Annotated in this window: 16 protein-coding genes; 10 read left to right on the top strand and 6 right to left on the bottom strand. The window is 67.5% G+C overall.

Going from position 1 to position 16,778, the window contains the following annotated elements; genetic code table 11:
* Positions 1–93: 93 nt before the first annotated feature.
* A complete protein-coding gene (locus C566_RS0108405; RefSeq protein WP_018773885.1) occupies positions 94–1,827 on the bottom strand; it encodes a SulP family inorganic anion transporter in 1,734 nt (577 codons plus the stop codon).
* Positions 1,828–2,133: 306 nt separating this feature from the next.
* On the opposite strand from C566_RS0108405, the gene C566_RS0108400 reads away from it, so the two are divergent.
* Positions 2,134–3,108 carry an aldo/keto reductase gene (locus C566_RS0108400; protein WP_018773884.1) on the top strand — a complete coding sequence of 325 codons (975 nt, stop codon included), beginning with the start codon at positions 2,134–2,136 and terminating at the stop codon, positions 3,106–3,108.
* Between the two features lie 94 nt (positions 3,109–3,202).
* Here the strand turns inward: C566_RS0108400 and C566_RS0108395 are convergent, their stop codons facing one another.
* Complete coding sequence (locus C566_RS0108395; RefSeq protein ID WP_018773883.1) at positions 3,203–4,255, bottom strand: adenosine deaminase; 1,053 nt, start codon at positions 4,253–4,255, stop codon at positions 3,203–3,205.
* Positions 4,256–4,303: 48 nt separating this feature from the next.
* Here C566_RS0108395 and C566_RS0108390 point away from each other — a divergent pair, with 48 nt between their 5' ends.
* On the top strand, positions 4,304–6,913 hold the full coding sequence (locus tag C566_RS0108390) for an excinuclease ABC subunit UvrA (RefSeq protein ID WP_043466398.1): 2,610 nt from the start codon (positions 4,304–4,306) through the stop codon (positions 6,911–6,913).
* A 270-nt stretch (positions 6,914–7,183) separates the two neighbouring features.
* Complete coding sequence (locus tag C566_RS0108385) at positions 7,184–7,834, top strand: LysM peptidoglycan-binding domain-containing protein (RefSeq protein WP_018773881.1); 651 nt, start codon at positions 7,184–7,186, stop codon at positions 7,832–7,834.
* Positions 7,835–7,950: 116 nt separating this feature from the next.
* On the opposite strand, the gene C566_RS0108380 is transcribed toward C566_RS0108385, so the two are convergent.
* Positions 7,951–8,547: a hypothetical protein gene (locus C566_RS0108380; RefSeq protein ID WP_051082272.1), complete on the bottom strand. Its 597-nt coding sequence runs from the start codon at positions 8,545–8,547 to the stop codon at positions 7,951–7,953.
* Between the two features lie 146 nt (positions 8,548–8,693).
* On the opposite strand from C566_RS0108380, the gene C566_RS0108375 reads away from it, so the two are divergent.
* The gene (locus tag C566_RS0108375; RefSeq protein WP_018773879.1) at positions 8,694–9,590 is read left to right on the top strand and encodes an MSMEG_6728 family protein; all 897 of its coding nucleotides are present in this window, start codon (positions 8,694–8,696) and stop codon (positions 9,588–9,590) included.
* A gap of 47 nt (positions 9,591–9,637) precedes the next feature.
* Here the strand turns inward: C566_RS0108375 and C566_RS0108370 are convergent, their stop codons facing one another.
* The gene (locus C566_RS0108370; protein WP_018773878.1) at positions 9,638–10,108 is read right to left on the bottom strand and encodes a hypothetical protein; all 471 of its coding nucleotides are present in this window, start codon (positions 10,106–10,108) and stop codon (positions 9,638–9,640) included.
* Between the two features lie 204 nt (positions 10,109–10,312).
* Between C566_RS0108370 and C566_RS21080 the strand changes: the two genes are divergently transcribed.
* A complete protein-coding gene (locus C566_RS21080) occupies positions 10,313–11,317 on the top strand; it encodes a response regulator transcription factor (protein WP_231386289.1) in 1,005 nt (334 codons plus the stop codon).
* Here C566_RS21080 and C566_RS22920 read toward each other — a convergent pair.
* The gene (locus C566_RS22920; protein ID WP_018773875.1) at positions 11,314–11,793 is read right to left on the bottom strand and encodes a signal peptidase I; all 480 of its coding nucleotides are present in this window, start codon (positions 11,791–11,793) and stop codon (positions 11,314–11,316) included. The two genes, C566_RS21080 and C566_RS22920, sit on opposite strands and share 4 nt — an antisense overlap.
* Positions 11,794–12,067: 274 nt before the next feature.
* Positions 12,068–12,679: a TasA family protein gene (locus C566_RS0108355; RefSeq protein ID WP_018773874.1), complete on the bottom strand. Its 612-nt coding sequence runs from the start codon at positions 12,677–12,679 to the stop codon at positions 12,068–12,070.
* Between the two features lie 188 nt (positions 12,680–12,867).
* On the opposite strand from C566_RS0108355, the gene C566_RS0108350 reads away from it, so the two are divergent.
* From C566_RS0108350 to C566_RS23130, 5 genes are all read left to right on the top strand, one after another.
* Positions 12,868–13,851, top strand: coding sequence for an SDR family oxidoreductase (locus C566_RS0108350; RefSeq protein ID WP_018773873.1), 984 nt, complete (start codon positions 12,868–12,870; stop codon positions 13,849–13,851).
* 43 nt (positions 13,852–13,894) lie between these two features.
* Positions 13,895–14,284 (top strand): DUF1622 domain-containing protein, encoded by a 390-nt coding sequence (locus tag C566_RS0108345; protein WP_018773872.1) that lies wholly within the window; start codon positions 13,895–13,897, stop codon positions 14,282–14,284.
* Positions 14,285–14,323: 39 nt separating this feature from the next.
* Entirely contained in the window at positions 14,324–15,112 is a 789-nt protein-coding gene (locus tag C566_RS0108340) for an isocitrate lyase/PEP mutase family protein (RefSeq protein ID WP_018773871.1), read from the top strand.
* A gap of 176 nt (positions 15,113–15,288) precedes the next feature.
* Complete coding sequence (locus C566_RS0108335; protein WP_081627290.1) at positions 15,289–15,978, top strand: YqjF family protein; 690 nt, start codon at positions 15,289–15,291, stop codon at positions 15,976–15,978.
* A gap of 108 nt (positions 15,979–16,086) precedes the next feature.
* A partial coding sequence (locus C566_RS23130) for a DUF222 domain-containing protein (RefSeq protein ID WP_231386288.1) occupies positions 16,087–16,778 on the top strand: 692 nt, incomplete at its 3' end.

Genomic DNA, 16,778 nt, shown 5'->3' with positions numbered 1-16,778 from the left:
GCCCTACCCGCGAGTAGAAAACCAACGCGGGGTCACTTACCGCCCATGGAAGGGCCTTGGACCGGCCGTAAGTGACCCCGCGTTGTTCAGGGGTTACTCCTCGGCGCTCCATTTGGCGCCGGTCTGGGCCATGTAGGCGGCTACGGCTGCTTCGGTGGTGGGATAGAAGTGCTCCGGCTCGATTTCGCGGGTCAGTCCGTAGCGTTCGATCTTCTCCCGGGTCCTGTGCTTGAGCTCGGCGAACACCAGCGAGATGCCCTGCTCGTTCAGCTCGACGTCCAGATCGAGCAAGACGTCCGCGGCGGTGGTGTCCACGTCCGTGATCGGTTCGGCCGCGATGACGATCCACCGCGGTTTGGGGTCGGTATGGGCCAGGTGCCGGATGTTGTCGCGGAAGGGCCGGACGTTGGCGAAGAACAGCGGGGCGTCCCACCGGTAGATGACCAGGCCGGGCAGGTGTTTGGCGTCCGGGTGGACGTTGATGTCATGAAAGCCGTCATAGCCGGGCACCCGCCCGATCACGGTCTCGTACGGCCACCACGCCCGGCGGAAGATGTTCAGGATGGACAGCCCCACCGCAATGCCGATGCCGGGCAGGACGCCCAGGAACGCGACGCCGAGGAAGGCGGCCATGCACAGGTAGAACTCGGTGCGCCGCTGGCGCAAGAGACGAACCGTCCCGGGAATGTCGGCAAGGGAGATCGACGCCGTCATCACCACGGCGGCCAGGGCCGGCTGTGGCAGGTTCCGGAACAGCCCGGGCAAGAACACCAGCATGAGGAGGATCAGCACGGCACCCGTCACGCCCGTGAGCTGCGACTTCGAGCCGGAACGTTCTGCGACGGCGGTCCGGGATCCGCTGGTGCTGACCGGGAAGCCCTGGAAGAGGCCCGCGGCCAGGTTCGCGGCTCCGATGCCAATCATCTCCTGGTTGCCGCGGATTTCCTGCCCGGTGCGTGCGGCGAACGCCGTCGACGTCGAGATCGTGTCCGTCAACGAAACCAGCGCAATCCCCAAGGCGCCGGCGAACATCAGTCCGAGGTCCGCGAAGTCTACCTGGGGGATGGTGAACGGCGGGAAGCCCCGCGGGAGTTCCCCGACCAGCGAGACGCCCTTGGCGGCCAGGTCGAAGACCGCCGTCGCCGCGATCGCGGCGACCACCATGACGAGTACCGCCGGGACCTTGGGCAGCCACCGCTGCAGGACCAGTATCAGCACAATCCCGCCGATGCCGACCGCCGCCGCGGCGACCACGGTCTCGCCGTTGGCCACGCCCTCGACGAATCCGACCAGGTCACCAATGAAGTTTTCGCTTTCGATCTTGAACCCGAAGAGCTTCGGCAGCTGGCCGACCAGGATGGTGATCGCGAGACCGTTCATGTAGCCGATCATCGTCGGCTTGGAGATGAGGTCGGCGATGAAGCCTAGCTTGGCCACGGACGCCAAAACCATGATGGCGCCGACCATGAGGGCCAACATCGACGCGAGCGCGATCGCCTTCTGCGGGTCGCCGTCGGACGCGACAAGGGGCAGGACCGTCGCGGCGATCATGGGCCCGAGTGCAGAGTCGGGCCCAAGGACCAGGACACGGGACGGGCCGAAGACCGCGTAGGCGAGCAAGCAAAGGATGCTGGTGTACAGCCCGGTGATCGGGGGCAGCCCAGCCAGCTCGGCATAGGCCATGCCTTGCGGGACGAGCAACGTCGTCAGAACGACCCCGGCGATGATGTCCTTACCGAACCAGTCCTTCTGGTACGTCGCGACGGCATCGAATCCAGGCGCCGCCCGGCGCAGCCAGCCCTTGTGCCGCTCGCGAGTCTTCGTCATATCTGCACTCTGCCGCCCGTCCCCGCACGGCACATCCCCCGGCAAGGGTGAACCGCGCCGGCCGCGCGCCGTCGTCCCCGATGCCCTATCACTTATGGTGCCCAACCGCCGGTTTTGGCAACCAGAAGTGACAGGGCAACTGGAATTCGGAACCCGGCCTGGCCCAGGGGGCCGTTGTGTCCCCGGCCCGATGGGCCTAGAGTTGCGGTCTGCCCACCGCGCGCCGTCCCGCCGCTGACCATGCGCCGGATCGGGTGCCGGACTGGGCATCCCACTGTTCCCATCGTTCCCACTGAGGAGATATCTATGGAAACCCGCACGCTCGGTTCACTCACCGTCTCGGCCCTGGGATTGGGCTGCATGGGCATGAGCGAGTTCTACGGCCATGGCAAGGACAACGAGTCCATCGCCACTATCCAGGCCTTTCTCGACGCCGGCGGAAGCCTGCTCGACACCGCTGACATGTACGGCCCCTTCACCAATGAAGAGCTGGTGGGCCGGGCCATCGCAGGCCGGCGCGACGACGTCGTCCTGGCCACCAAATTCGGCAACGAACGGCGGCCCGACGGATCCTGGGTGGGCATCAACGGCTCGCCCGACTATGTGCGCGCCGCTTGCGATGCCAGCCTGCAGCGGCTTGGCGTGGACCACATCGACCTGTACTACCAGCACCGGGTGGACAAGACCGTCCCGATCGAGGACACCGTCGGGGCCATGGCTGAGCTGGTGCAGGCCGGCAAGGTCCGGCACCTTGGCCTGTCCGAGGCCAGCGCCGACACCGTGCGCCGGGCCCATGCGGTGCACCCCATCACCGCCCTGCAGACTGAATACTCGCTGTGGGAGCGCGAGCCGGAGACCAAGGTCTTCCCGGTCCTCGCCGAGCTCGGCATCGGCTTTGTGCCCTACAGCCCGCTGGGCCGCGGTTTCCTGACCGGCCAGTTCCGCAGCCCCGAGGACTTTGCGGCAGACGATTTCCGCCGGCACTCCCCGCGTTTCCAGGGCGAGAACTTTGACCGCAACCTCCAGCTCGTGGACCGGGTCAAGGAGTTGGCGGTTGCGTTGGGCTGCACCCCGGGGCAACTGGCACTGGCATGGCTGCTGGCCCAGGGCGAGCACATCGTTCCCATCCCGGGCACCAAGAAGGTCGACCGCCTGCGGGAAAACCTGGGCGCTGCCGACGTCGAACTCTCCGCCGAGGACCTGAACCGCCTGGACGAACTGGCTCCGGCCGGGGCGGCCGCCGGGGCGCGGTACCCGCACATGGACTCGATCGACGTCTAAGCCCGCCGTTCGACACCCAGCTTGCTGTTGCCCTATCAGTTATGGTTCCCAACCGGCCGTTTTAGGGACCATAAGTGATAGGGCATCTGTGCTTTTAGTGTCCGGACGCGGCGAGCTCGGCCAGCAGCTCGGCCTTGCGTTCCTCGCTCGCGAAGGAGGACCGGATCGAGTTCGCGGCCATCCGGACGCAGTCGAACTCGGACAGGCCGATCACCGATTTCAGCTGCGCGAAGTTGTCGTCCACGTAGCCGCCGAAGTACGCCGGGTCGTCCGAGTTCACGCAGACGTTCAGCCCCGCCGCGAGCATCGCCGGCAGCGGGTGCTCGGCCAGGGTGTCCACCGCGCGGAGCCGGACGTTGGACAGCGGGCACACGGTCAGCGGCACGAGCTCGTCCACGAGCCGTTCCACGAGCTCCGGGTCCTCCATGCAGCGGATGCCGTGATCGATCCGCTCCACTTCGAGGATGTCCAGCGCGTCGATGATGTACGACGGCGGGCCCTCCTCGCCGGCGTGCGCGATCCGGTGCAGCCCGGCGTCCTTGGCCCGGGCGAAGAGCCGCTCGAACTTGGCCGGCGGGTTGCCCACCTCGGCGGAATCGAGCCCGATGCCGGCGATCGGGGCGTCCATGGCAAGCAGCTGCTCCAGAACTTCCAGGGCGGAGTCCTCGGTGAGGTCGCGCAGGAAGGCCGCGATCAGGAGGGTGGAGATGCCGAACTCTTCGCGGGATCCGGCCAGCACCGAGGCCACGCCGTTGACGCACGTCGCCAGCGATATCCCGCGGGACAGGTGGGCCTGCGGGTCCAGCATGATCTCGGCATGCCGGACCCCGGCGAGCGCCGCCCGGGCCAGATAGGCCCGGGTCATGTCGGCGAAGTCCTGCTCCGTCTGCAGCACGGCCATGTTGGCGTAGTACAGGTCCAAAAAGGATTGCAGGTCAGTGAATTCGTAGCGCGAGCGCAACTCGTCCAGGTCCGCATAGGGCAGTTCGATCCCGTTGCGTTCCGCCAGCGCGAAGATCAGCTCCGGTTCCAGGGTTCCCTCGATATGCAGGTGCAGCTCGGCGACCGGGAGCGCGTGGGGTTCGCCGGTCTCCGGCTCGTCCGGTTCGTTCTCCGTAAGTTGAGCCCCGTCGTCGTGTGTTTCCATCCGGTAAGGATATGCCCGGCGCTCCCCCGAGCGGATAGAGTCGAACCAATGCAAAGTAAACAGCATGCTTCCCATGTGCCGCGCCCGGCCGGCCGGGACCTCATTCCTGATCTCGCTCCCGGCAACCCGACGGACGGTTTTGTCCGGGTGCGCGGTGCCCGGGAGAACAACCTGCGCAACGTGGACGTGGACGTGCCCCGCGACGCGATTGTCGCCTTCACCGGCGTCTCCGGCTCCGGCAAGTCCTCCCTCGCCTTCGGCACCATCTATGCCGAGGCGCAGCGCCGCTACTTCGAATCCGTGGCCCCCTACGCCCGCCGGCTCATCCAGCAGGGGCACAACCCCAAAGTGGAAATGATCACGGGGCTTCCGCCCGCCGTCGCGCTCCAGCAGCGCCGCGGGACGCCGAGTTCGCGGTCCACGGTGGGCACCCTCACCACACTGTCCAACTCGCTGCGCATGCTCTTCTCCCGCGCCGGCAGCTATCCGGACGGCGCCAGCCCGCTGGACTCGGACGCGTTTTCGCCGAACACGGCCGCCGGCGCCTGCCCGGAGTGCCACGGCCTGGGGATCGCGCACACTGTCACCGAGTCATCGCTGGTCCCGGACACCTCGCTGAGCATCCGCGACGGCGCCATTGCCGCCTGGCCCGGGGCCTGGCAGGGCAAGAACCTGCGCGACATCCTGACCCACCTGGGCCACGACGTCGACACCCCCTGGCGGAAGCTGCCCAAAAAAGACCGCGACTGGATCCTGTTCACCGAGGAACAGCCCGTGGTGGAAGTGACGCCCCAGCGCGACCGCGTCGCCAAGCCGTACAAGGGCCGGTTCTGGAGCGCCAAGAGCTACGTGCTGCATACGCTCGCCGATTCTAAGAGCACCACCATGCGCGAGAAGGTGCTGCGCTTCATGGAAACCGGCCCGTGCCCGGTCTGCGGCGGCAGCGGCCTGACCCCGGCCGCGCTCGCCGTCACCTTCGCCGGGCACACCATCGCCGAACTCAACGCCGTCCCCATGACCGAACTGGCGGACATCATCCGCCCCACCACCGAACTCACGGAGGCCGGGACCGCGTCCCGCAAGCAGTCCTCCGGTGAGGGCAACGAGGTGGCCGTCGCCATCACCCGCGACCTCCTGCAGCGCGTCACCGTGCTGCTGGACCTCGGCCTGGGCTACCTGGCGTTGGGCCGGTCCACGCCCACGCTCTCCCCCGGCGAAATGCAACGGCTCCGGATCGCCACCCAGCTCCGCTCCGGGCTGTTCGGCGTGATCTACGTGCTGGACGAGCCCTCCGCCGGACTGCACCCCGCCGACGCCGAGCCCCTCCTCGCAGTCCTGGACCAGCTCAAGTCCTCCGGCAACTCGGTGTTCGTGGTGGAGCACAACATGGACATCGTCCGCCGCGCCGACTGGCTGGTGGACGTCGGTCCCCGCGCCGGTGAAGGCGGCGGCGAGGTGCTCTACAGCGGTCCCGTGGCCGGCCTCGCCGAGGTGGATGCGTCCGTGACCCGGCCGTTCCTGTTCCCGGACGGTTCGGCCGGTACGGCTGACGGTTCCGGCACTGCGGACGACGGCGGCGGTTCCGCCGCCAGCGGCACCCGGCGGGAAGCTGCCGGCTGGCTGGAACTGCGCGACATCAGCCGCCACAACCTGCGCGAACTCGACGCCGACTTCCCGCTCGGCGTGCTGACCGCGGTCACGGGCGTCTCCGGTTCCGGCAAATCCACGCTGGTCAGCCAGGTTCTGGCCGAGGTGGTCGGCGCCTGGCTGCACCCGGAGCCAGACGCTGCCAAGGCCCCCGAGGACCTGGAGGCCGACGCCGGTGAGTCCACCGAGCCGCTCAGTGTCGGACCGGTCTCGGGCCTCGACCAGCTGGACCGGCTCGTCAAGGTGGACCAGAAACCGATCGGCCGCACACCGCGCTCCAACCTCGCCACCTACACAGGCCTCTTCGACGCAGTGCGCAAGGAATTCGCGGCCACGGACGAGGCCAGGGCGCGGGGCTTCGGCGCAGGCCGCTTCTCCTTCAACGTTGCCGGCGGCCGCTGCGAGACCTGCCAGGGCGAGGGCTTCGTCGCCGTCGAACTGCTGTTCCTGCCCGGCAGCTACGGCCCTTGCCCCGAGTGCGATGGCTCGCGCTACAACCCGGAAACCCTTGAGGTGACGTACCAGGGCAAGAACGTGGCGGAGGTGCTGGGCCTGACGGTCAACGCCGCCGCCGAGTTCCTCGACGGGGTGCCGGCCGCGGCGCGCAGCCTGCAAACGCTGCGCGAGGTGGGCCTGGGCTATCTCCGCCTCGGCCAGCCGGCCACTGAGCTCTCCGGCGGTGAGGCCCAGCGCATCAAACTGGCCACCGAGCTGCAGCGTGCCCAGCGCGGCCACTCCCTCTACCTGCTGGACGAGCCCACCACCGGCCTGCACCCGGCCGATGTTCAGCTGCTCATGGCCCAACTGCACCGGCTCGTGGACGCCGGGAACACCGTCATTGTGGTGGAACACGACATGGATGTGGTGGCCGCGGCGGACTGGGTGATCGATCTCGGCCCGGCCGGCGGGGACGCGGGCGGCGAGATCGTGGCGATCGGGACTCCCGCCGCCGTCGCGCGCTCCACTGCGAGCCGGACCGCTCCGTACCTGGCCGCAATGCTCGGAAGCTGATCCACGCGGGCATGTTCGCAGGAGTCGGCGTCAGCGCGGGACCAGATGATAACGGCAGAAGCAGCCAAAGTAACGTCTTGATAACGGCCCGGGGCTGACTTAGCCTAGTGTCCATGCCCGGCAACCGGGTATTGCATGCCCGGTGCTACCACCACCAGATACTGCCCGACCGGTAGACACCGCTATGACCTCTATTGTCAGGGGCGGGCAGTGGCGTAAAAACGTCCGGGGACGGACCGAGCGCTGGTGGGCCTCAGGAGCATCTAAACCATGAAGAAATCAACCTATGGCACTGCCGCGCGCCGCGGCATCTCCCTGGCGGCTGTCTCGATTGCAGCCGTCGCACTGTCCGCCTCGGCCGCTAACGCGGCCGTACCAACCACAGCCCCTGCCTCCACGTGGGATTCACTGGCCCAATGCGAAAGTGGCGGGAATTGGGCCACCAACACAGGAAACGGATACGCGGGCGGGCTGCAATTCAGCGCCAGCACCTGGGCGGCCCACGGCGGCACGGGGTCCCCGGCAAACGCCAGCCGTGCGCAGCAGATCGCCGTGGCCGAGAGAGTGCAGGCCAGCCAGGGCTGGGGCGCGTGGCCAGCATGCGCCGCCAAGCTCGGCCTGCGCGGCGGCGCCGCGGCTCCGCAGAGCGCGGCCACATCACGGCGGCCCGCCGCGATTCCGGTCGCAGCCAAGGCTCCCGCCAGATACGCCCCCAAGGCAGCCGTGCCTACACCCCGCCACGTAGCACCGGTATCCGTAAGTGGCCAGACCTACACCATCCGGAGCGGCGAAACCCTGAGCACGATCGCCGCGAAGCTCAACATCGCCGGGGGCTGGCTCGCGCTGGCCGACGCCAACACGGCGACCATCAGCAACCCTCATCTGGTGTTCCCGGGCCAAGTGCTGCAACTGCCCGCATAAGGCGGTTACGGCACGTGGCGTACAGCAAGCCACACAGCACGACGCCGGAGCGATCCCGCAAGGGGACGCTCCGGCGTCGTGGTGCTTCAGTGAGCCGTGGGTTGAGCCGTGCGGGCTCAGGCGGCCTGTGGGATTTCGCGGATAATCCGCACCTTCCAGGCGGCGTCGTCGCTCGTGTCCAGCAGGGCAACTGTGCCCATGGCCAGGTGCAGCGCTACCCGCTTGGCGGCGAGGAGCTCAAGGTAAAGGCTTTCGTTCATCCGGGCCGGGGCGTCAATGACGTACTTCACGGCGTCGCGGACTTTGCGGTAGTTGGCGCTGCGCTCGCGGTGCAGGTGCAATTCCAGCATCCTGCGCTGCTTGATCTTTGGCTCGTGGCGGTTCAGCCAGGACACCGCGGCGTGGACGGCTACCACCAGGGTCAGTGAGATGACGTAGATCTCCCAGCCACTCGAGAGCAGGAACAGGGGCAGGTTAGCGATCGCCACGGCGGCGATGAAGAGGCGGAGGGCCACCAGACGCCGCATGGTGAGGGCCACGGCAGCCATGGCGGCTCGGAACCCGCGCTGCTCGTCGCGGGCGGCAACCGGATCCAGCGTGAATTCCTCCAGCACCACTATTCCGTGGGCGTCGGGGCTGAGCATTTGTCCGTACTTGGGCACGAACGGCGCCGGTGCGTCAGTTACTGTTGGTGGCTCTGCTAAATAAGGCATGGGCGTGTCTTCCGTGGCGGCGGGAGTGGTTCATGTTATTTTAGCGGCTCTCCCGCACCCCTGTCTGCCCTGTTCCGTCATGTGAGCACGCTCACCGGCCCGCGCCAGCAATTGGCGCATTTGACCCGTGGCCTCAAACTGGAAAGATGCAGACCTTCCTCCCCTTCCCCGATTTCCAGCAGAGCGCCGCGGTTTTGGACCGTGTGCGGCTCGGCAAGCAGCGCGTCGAAGCGCTGCAGATCCTGCGTGCGCTGGTGATCCCGGAGTACGGCTGGCAGTCGCACCCGGCGATCCGGATGTGGATGGGGTACGTTCCTGCGCTGACAATGTACGGCCTGGCCATGGTGGATGAATGGACGGCCCGCGGCGGCGAGGACACCACGCGCGAGAAGATCATGGAGTTCGCCCCGCAGGCGGCCCACCCCGACTACGCCGCCAAGATCCCGATGCCGCCATGGCTGGGCAATGAGGATTTCCACCTCAGCCATCGGTCCCGGCTGATCGCGAAGGACCCGCGGTTCTATACAGAGGTCTTTCCGGGAACGGACCCGGACCTGGAGTACATCTGGCCCGAACCGAAGCACGAGTTGGTGCCCGAGGATCCTGCCGGGGACCGCATGTGGGTCCTGCGCCTGCCCCTGGGCCACACCGAGCCCGCACAACTGAAGACCGTCAGCCTGCCGCCGGTTGGCCGCAGCAAGGCCCCCGCGGACGACGACTACCAGTTCGTCTACGCCGACTCGGGCTCCCGCCGTCCTAGCAAGGTGCGCAAGCTGCCCCCGAAGCAGCTCGTCAAGAAGCCCACCCGCAAGCGCCAGCAGCAGGAAGAGGCATTCACCACCCTGCCCGGCAACTCCGTGGTTGCCATCCCGGTCAACGACGGCGCCGCCTTCGCCGTCGGCAAGGTCCTGGGCCGCCCGATCACGGTTGATGGCCAGTTCGCGCGCAACTTCCAGGTCGACGAGATCGTGGACCGCTCCGCCTTCGATTACCCTGCACTGATGCAGGACCCGCGGGCCTTCTTCCCGATCCCGGCGAGGTAGCCAAAAGCCCGGCGGAGTGCGCGGCACGCGGTTCGCCGGCACACGGTTCAGCAGGTGACAGATTGTTGCAGTTCCGGCCCGGTCCAAAGGCCTACCCGGGCGGAGAAAGTGAACGTGTAGGTTCCCTTGCCGTTGCCCTTGCTGAGAACCTTGACCTCATGCGTGGTGTCCTCGGGGGCAATCTCGGTCACTGCCTGGGGCCCGGTGGGAGACGTCAACGTCGCCGTATACGCCGTGGCCCGGGCCACGGCGGCGAAGCCCGTGAAACTGATGGCTGCCCCCTTCTTCCCCTGGATGGTGGTGCATTCCAGCGTGCCGTTGATGGATGCCGGGGCCGGGACCGTGTAGGTGCCCACGTTCAGGGCGGCGGTGGTTCGGGCCGTGAACGCCGCGTAGGCCAGGCCGGGAGCCCCCAGCAACAGGGCCACCGCCAGAGGGGCCGCCAGCAGCCCGGACCGATGAGCCAACCACCCGGGCGAGACCCGCGGGGCTGCCGCAGAGCGCTTGGCGAGGTTCACTGGTGGCACTTTCTCTCCGGGCAGTTGGTCGTTGCTTCAACTCTGACAGCCGAGCTTCAACACCGGGTCGGGTTAAACTTCAACTTTTGCTCAAGAAAACCTGTTAGCCTGAACTCCAGTGTTACGCCTGTGGCTTGTGTCACACCCCGTGACGCATGGGGTGTGTTGCTACTCACGGGTCTCTTGGTCTTAGAAGCTGGGGTTATGTTGGATTCACAGGGTCAGCTCCGCGCTGTGGTTGTAGATGGCGACGACGACGTTCGACTCCTCATCTGCCGGACACTTCAGTTGCAGGGCTTCGCTGTTTTTGAGGCCGGTTCCGGATCCGAAGGCCTCCTGAAGATCCAGGAACACCGCCCGGACCTTGTCACGCTGGAGCTGGGCCTTCCAGATTTGGACGGCGTGGAGGTGTGCCGCCGGCTGCGCAAATTCTCCGAGGCCTACGTCGTCATGATCACGGCCCGGTCGGACGAGATCGACGAGGTGATGGGACTGGAGATCGGAGCGGATGATTTCATTCGCAAGCCGTTCAGCCCGCGCTCAGTCCAGGCCCGTGTGACGGCAGTGATGCGGCGCCACCGGCCAACCGCGCAACGCCCCACGCCGCGGCGCCGCGCAACGGATTTCATGCCGGCCGCTTTCACACCGGCCGCGCCCGGCGACTCGGCGCACGGCGACACAGCGTCCGGTACGTCCGGGGCGCCCGGCGCTCCTGGGGCGCCTCCCCGCCGTCGTGCGAGCGACGTCGGCGCCGTGCCCCCGGTGTCCTTGCCGGCCAGCGCCGCCGCGCCCGCAGCGCCCGCAGCGTCCGCAGCCACAGGTTCCGGATTCCGGCACTCAGATGCCCACGGCGTCCTCCGGCACGGGCCGCTGGTTGTCGAGGCAGAAGGACGGGTGGCGTCCCTTCATGGTGTCGAACTGGAATTGACGCGCACCGAATTTGATCTCCTGGAGGCCTTGGCCGGGGCACCGCGTCGGGTGTGGACCCGGAAGGCACTGTTGACCCAGGTCTGGGGCAACGAATGGCCCCGGGAGGAGCACCTAGTGGAGGTGCACGTCGGCAACCTGCGCAAAAAACTCGGCGACAAAGGCCGCGAACCGCGGTTCATCCGCACGGTGCGCGGCGTTGGCTACCGCATGGCGCCGGTGGAAGCAGCGGGCAATCCCGCCGACCTGCGCGGAATCCAGGATCACGCCTCCGCCGGTTAGCGCGGCTTCCGCCAGATCGCCGTCAGTACGACGACGACGAACAGGGCAGAGGCGCCATAGAGGAGTACCGCCTGGGCAAGCGGCTCACGGAGCGCCCGGATGCCGTGGCCCAGATACGGCACGACTCCGGCCTGCGTGTAGACGTAGTCCTCAGACAGCACCGCAGTCCACGGGTCGGGCCCGGGGTTGGCGTCACCCTTGGTGGTCACGGACGTCGCGCCGGCGTCGTCGCGTTTGATGCTGGCCACCCGGTGGGTTTCAATCCGGTGATCGTCAATGGGGATGCTGTAGGTGATGACGTCGCCGACCTTCAGCTCGGAGACCGGCGTCCTCACGCTGACGACGACGTCCCCCGGGTTGATCCCCGGCGACATGCTCCCCGTGAGCATGGTGGACGTCTGGTAGTTCAGGAAACGCGGCCCGACGGCGAGGAAGAGGAATACCAAGACAGCGGTGACGAGGAGGACTGTGAGCACAACACTCCCGGCGGCACCTACCGCTTTGGACAACACGCGCCCGCGGGCGGGCGGCACCGGTTGGGCCCGACGTCGTCCGTGGCTGGATACGGATTGGTCCTGGATTGGACCGTCCTGCAAGGTGCCATCTGTTGACGGGAGGTCGGCGGAGTCCCTCGAATCTGCGGTGATTGCTGCGCTCACGGGACGGTACCTCCTGCCGTGTTGCTGGTAAGGGTAAAACCGGGGGCTCAGTACGGCCGAGACCAGGCCGCACTGAGCCCCCGAGCATGGCCTACTTGGCGCCCGCCTGGCGGAAGGTGGCATCGAAACTGAACTTGATGGAGCTGTTCTTGCCCTGGAAGGTGTTGTCCGCCGAGGCCGGAACAGACATGGTGACGCGAAGGAAGTCGGTGCTGCCTGCAGTCAGGGACTTCAGCGTATTCGGCAGCGCATAGACCCCGACCACCCGGCGAAGGGACAGGACAGTGGTAGGAGCGCCAGCCGAGCACGTGTAGGTGAAGGACGGGGACGCCCCGGCTTCAGTCCACGCCACCGGACAGCTCTCAATCAGAAGCTGCAGGCCGTTCGTGGCGTCGGTGTCCAGGATGGACGACGTCGTGGCGGTGGTGGTGAGGGTAAGCCCCGTCAGGTTCTGGTCGCCATTGTTGACCAGGGTGACAGCGCGCTGCATGGAGTCGCCCGGAATGGTTCCTGTGGCCGCCACGTTGAGCCGGTCGTTGGTGCCACCGGCCAGGTTCACGGTGGCGGAATTGACCGCTGCGGAAGCCGACGTGCTGGCGGTGAAGCCACCGTAGGTACCCATCCCGGCCACGCCGGCGGCTGCGGCGAGGAGTGCTGCGGAAGCAAGAACCTTGCTGGAGGTGGAATTGAGGTTGAGACCCATCAGAGTTCCGTTTCGTGGGGCCGGCCGTGGCTGGCCGGGCGACGTATATAGCATCCGCCAGCCCCCTGGCTGACCCTTACAACGATGCCCGGACACCTTCAAGGCAAGGCTGCAGCGGGCGACAAGATCACTTCAAGATTTCCTCAAGCCTGTCCGTGGCGCTTCCCTAAGGCTGGCAGACTGGCTTCATGACTGTTCTGCTGGCCGGTTGCGGCGATCTAGGCACCGAGGCCGGGCTGCGTTTCGCGGCGGCTGGCCACCGCGTGGTGGGGTGGCGCCGCTCGCCGGAGAAACTCCCGGCCGCCATCGAAGGGGTCGCCGCTGACCTGGGCTCCGCCGAGCTGCCGCCCATCCCGGCGGACACCACCGCCGTCGTCGTCGCGATTGCCGCGGATTCCCCGACCGAGGAGGCTTACCGTGCCGCCTACGTGGACGGGCTGTCGAACGTCCTGGACGCGGTCCTCGCCTCAGGGGCAAGCGTCAGCCGGGTCCTGTTTGTGTCCTCGACCGCCGTCTACGGCGACGCCGGCGGCGGCTGGATTGATGAACGCACGACGCCGGAACCCGGCGGGGTCTCGGGCCGCATCATCCGCGAAGCAGAGGAACTCCTCCACAGCCGACTGCTCGGCACCGGCATCACCCCCGTAGTGCTGCGGCTCGGCGGAATCTACGGCCCCGGCCGGACGCGACTGATCGACCAGGTGCGCAGTGGAACCGCCGTCATTCCTGCCGCGTCGCGTTTCACCAACCGGATCCACCGCGACGACGCCGCAGCCGCGATCGTCCACCTGTGCACCATGGACACGGTTCCGGCGCCGGTCTATTTGGGCGTGGACAATGAACCGGCCGAACTCGGCGACGTGCTGGATTTCCTGGCCACGGAGCTGGGTCTCCCCCGGCCTCCGTCGGAGTCCGCTGGTGCGGTTGCGGCTGGTGCAGCCGGTGCAGCTGCGGACGGCGCTTCGGCGTCGGGCGGCAAAGCGGCGGCCGGTGCTTCGGCGTCGGGCGCTTCGGCGTCGGGCGGCAAAGCGGCGGGCGGCGAACCCTCCCGGGGCGGCAATAAGCGGGCCAGTAACGGGCTGCTCCGCAGCACCGGTTTCGAGTTTCAGTATCCGAGCTTCCGAGAAGGCTACCGCGCTGTTCTCGCCGGGGTTGGCGCCCGGCACCCATAAAGTCTTGTTGTGAACGTCGCCGTCTATTTCTCCGAGGAGAACCATGGAAATTCAGCACATCATTGAGACGGCCGGCAGCCTCATGGACTTCGCCGGGGTGGCCGTCATGGTGCTCGGCGCCCTAGTGTCCGTTCCTATGGCGCTGCGCGGATTCCAGCCCAGGCGCCTGCCGGCGGGTTCCGCACCGCTGTCGTTCTACCGCTCGTACCGGCAACTGCTGGGACGCTCCATCCTCCTCGGGCTGGAGTTGCTGGTTGCGGCCGACATCATCAGGTCTGTCGCCATCACACCAACCTTCGAGAGCGTCGGCGTGCTGGCCATCATCGTGCTGATTCGGACGTTCCTGAGTTTCTCACTCGAATTGGAAATCTCCGGACGCTGGCCCTGGCAGAGTCAGCGCGAGGGTTCCGCTGCCGCGCCGGCGGCCAGCTGAACCCTTTCGAGTGTCGGCGGCTCCAGTTAGGCTCGGGGCATGACAGACAACGCGCGTTCTCTTGCCCCCAAAGCCACCGAACTGCTCCGTCTCCATCACGCACCGGAAATTCTTCAAGTCATCAACGTCTGGGACGCCATCACCGCGAAAGTGGTTGCGGACGTTCCGGGGACCAAGGCGTTGGCCACGGCCAGCCACTCCATCGCTGCGTCCCGCGGCTACGAAGACGGCGAGAACATCCCGCTGGACGAAATGATCGCCGCCGTCGGCGTGATTGCCGCCGCCACGTCGCTGCCCGTCAGCGCTGACCTCGAAGCGGGCTACGGCAATCCCGGCGAAACGGTACGCAAGGCCATTGGCGCCGGCGCCGTCGGGGCAAACATCGAAGACCAGATGCGCCCGCTCGCCGATGCCGTTGAACAGATGAGCGCTGTAATCCGCGCCGCCGAGGCCGAGGGCATCGACTTCGTCCTCAACGCCCGCACCGACGCCTTCTTGAAGGGCAAGGACCAGGACCCTGCTGCGGTGCTTGCCGACGCCATGGAGCGCGGCCGTGCCTTCCTCGACGTCGGCGCGACCACGGTGTTCGTGCCGGGCCTGCTGGACGAGCCGACTGTCACCGCGTTGGTGGAAGGAATTGGGTGGAACAAGGTCTCGGTCATCAATGTGCCCGGATCCCTGGCCCCGGCCAAATTGCAGGACCTTGGCGTGGCGCGCATTTCCTACGGCCCGTGGACCCAGCGCGTGGCGCTGACGGCGCTGGCCGATGCGACGGCGGCGCTGCTGGCCGGCGGAGCCCTTCCGGAAGGCACCCGGGCACTGAACTGACCTGCGTCCGCGAACCTTCAGCCGATGCCAGCTGACTCTCACCGTGCGGCCGATTCTCATGATGAAGACCGACTCGTACCCTGCCGACCGACTCGTACCCTGCCGACCGAAGGAAGCTGATCCGATTGGGCGTTGATCCTTGGCCGGCTGCACCCGAACTTCCGGCACCAATCATCATGGACCAGCGGTGGCTGGATGCCGTCTTCCTGCACTGGCGCATTCCTGAGGCAGTGGCGGCGCGGTTCATGCCACCGGGCGTCGCGCCCGATGTGTTCGATGGCTCCGCCTGGGTGGGGCTAATCGGCTTCCGCATGCAGGGCGCCGGAGTCGGCCGCGGCCCTGGCATCCCCTATTTCGGAAGCTTCAACGAGATCAATGTGCGCCTCTACTCCCGCGAGCCGGACGGCACCCGTGGTGTAGTTTTCCGCAGCCTGGATGCTTCACGTTTGGCGGTGGTCCTGGCCGCGCGGGCGGCCGGGATTCCCTATGTGTGGTCGCGCTCGAGCTACGTGGGCGCCGATGGGTTTGCGGGGTCGGCGCCCGTTGGGTATTCCGTCCGCCGTTTTCGGGGCGGCGCCCGGAGCGATTTCACCGTCGTTCCGGAGCCCGACGTCGCAGCCACCGACGCGCGGGCGATCCACCTCACGGCCCGGTTCGGTCTGCATTCACGGTTCAGGGGCAGGACCATCTATGTTCCCAACACGCACAGTCCATGGCCGCTGTACCGCGCACAGCTGATCGGTCTTGAGGACCAACTCGTGCGCGCCGCGGGAATCGAAGTGGCCGGTCAACCCGAATCCGTCCTTTTCTCGCCCGGAGTTCACACGCAGTTTGGCCGGCCACGGGTCCTACCCAGCACGACGTGAAACCTGCCTGATCGCCCGTCAATCCGTGGGTAGGTGGCGCCGCGATCCCAAAGTGATGACGCACAGTGCCCTCCTAAAATTGTCGGAGGTCGCAAATAGACTCGTGCCATGGAAGCCGTCAGGGATTTCATCAGGGATTTCACCGCTTGCGGGGACGAGGCGCAGGGCACGGACCGGGGTGCAGCCCCGGTCCGGCAATCCGGTATGGACACCGCCCTGGCCGCGCTGCGGGCGGTGAGTTCGACGGCGGTGGAGGATGCGGGGTCGTGGGGCTTCCGGGCCGCGGCGGACTTCGCCGGCAGCGTGGAGGAACTCTCCCGCACGGTGGAGTATCTGCAGCTCGTCGCGGCGGCCGCCGTGGACCGGACCAGGAAGCAGTCCGCCGCCGCGGCCTCCGGGGTTGCGGCGGGGGCGGTCACGGCGTGGACCACCGGCTGGCGCGAGAGCGACGGCGGACGGCAGACCGGCACGGCCGGAACCTCCTTGGCCGCGGGGCCTGCCGGCGTGCCCGTGCCGGCGGTGCCGGAATCGGTGCTGGATGACGGGTACCGGAACACGGTGGAGTTCCTGCGGGCGCGGCTGCGGATCGGCGCCGCGGAGGCCAAGCGCCGGCTCTGCCTCGCCGACACGCTGCTGCCCCGGCAGGGACTCGCCGGCGGGCCGGTCCCGCCCGTGCACCCGGAGCTCGGAGCCGCCGTCGCGGCCGGCGAGGTCGCGTCCCGGGCCGCGACGGTCATCACGCTCGCCCTGGACCGGGTCCGGCACAGCTGCCTCCCCGAGGCCGCGGCGGCGATGGAGCA

It is taken from the genome of Arthrobacter sp. 131MFCol6.1 (genome assembly GCF_000374925.1).
In the GTDB taxonomy this organism is placed as follows: Bacteria; Actinomycetota; Actinomycetes; order Actinomycetales; family Micrococcaceae; genus Arthrobacter.
Note: the sequence above shows the minus strand (reverse complement) of the source record. Positions and strands in the feature narration are given on the sequence as shown.

What these genes read in the sequence shown, in the direction of transcription:
- C566_RS0108405 (WP_018773885.1), bottom strand. Translation starts at nt 1,827, where the DNA reads ATGACGAAGACTCGCGAGCGGCACAAGGGCTGGCTGCGCCGGGCGGCG.
- C566_RS0108400 (WP_018773884.1), top strand. Translation starts at nt 2,134, where the DNA reads ATGGAAACCCGCACGCTCGGTTCACTCACCGTCTCGGCCCTGGGATTG.
- C566_RS0108395 (WP_018773883.1), bottom strand. Translation starts at nt 4,255, where the DNA reads ATGGAAACACACGACGACGGGGCTCAACTTACGGAGAACGAACCGGAC.
- C566_RS0108390 (WP_043466398.1), top strand. Translation starts at nt 4,304, where the DNA reads ATGCAAAGTAAACAGCATGCTTCCCATGTGCCGCGCCCGGCCGGCCGG.
- C566_RS0108385 (WP_018773881.1), top strand. Translation starts at nt 7,184, where the DNA reads ATGAAGAAATCAACCTATGGCACTGCCGCGCGCCGCGGCATCTCCCTG.
- C566_RS0108380 (WP_051082272.1), bottom strand. Translation starts at nt 8,547, where the DNA reads ATGCCTTATTTAGCAGAGCCACCAACAGTAACTGACGCACCGGCGCCG.
- C566_RS0108375 (WP_018773879.1), top strand. Translation starts at nt 8,694, where the DNA reads ATGCAGACCTTCCTCCCCTTCCCCGATTTCCAGCAGAGCGCCGCGGTT.
- C566_RS21080 (WP_231386289.1), top strand. Translation starts at nt 10,313, where the DNA reads ATGTTGGATTCACAGGGTCAGCTCCGCGCTGTGGTTGTAGATGGCGAC.
- C566_RS0108355 (WP_018773874.1), bottom strand. Translation starts at nt 12,679, where the DNA reads ATGGGTCTCAACCTCAATTCCACCTCCAGCAAGGTTCTTGCTTCCGCA.
- C566_RS0108350 (WP_018773873.1), top strand. Translation starts at nt 12,868, where the DNA reads ATGACTGTTCTGCTGGCCGGTTGCGGCGATCTAGGCACCGAGGCCGGG.
- C566_RS0108345 (WP_018773872.1), top strand. Translation starts at nt 13,895, where the DNA reads ATGGAAATTCAGCACATCATTGAGACGGCCGGCAGCCTCATGGACTTC.
- C566_RS0108340 (WP_018773871.1), top strand. Translation starts at nt 14,324, where the DNA reads ATGACAGACAACGCGCGTTCTCTTGCCCCCAAAGCCACCGAACTGCTC.
- C566_RS0108335 (WP_081627290.1), top strand. Translation starts at nt 15,289, where the DNA reads ATGGACCAGCGGTGGCTGGATGCCGTCTTCCTGCACTGGCGCATTCCT.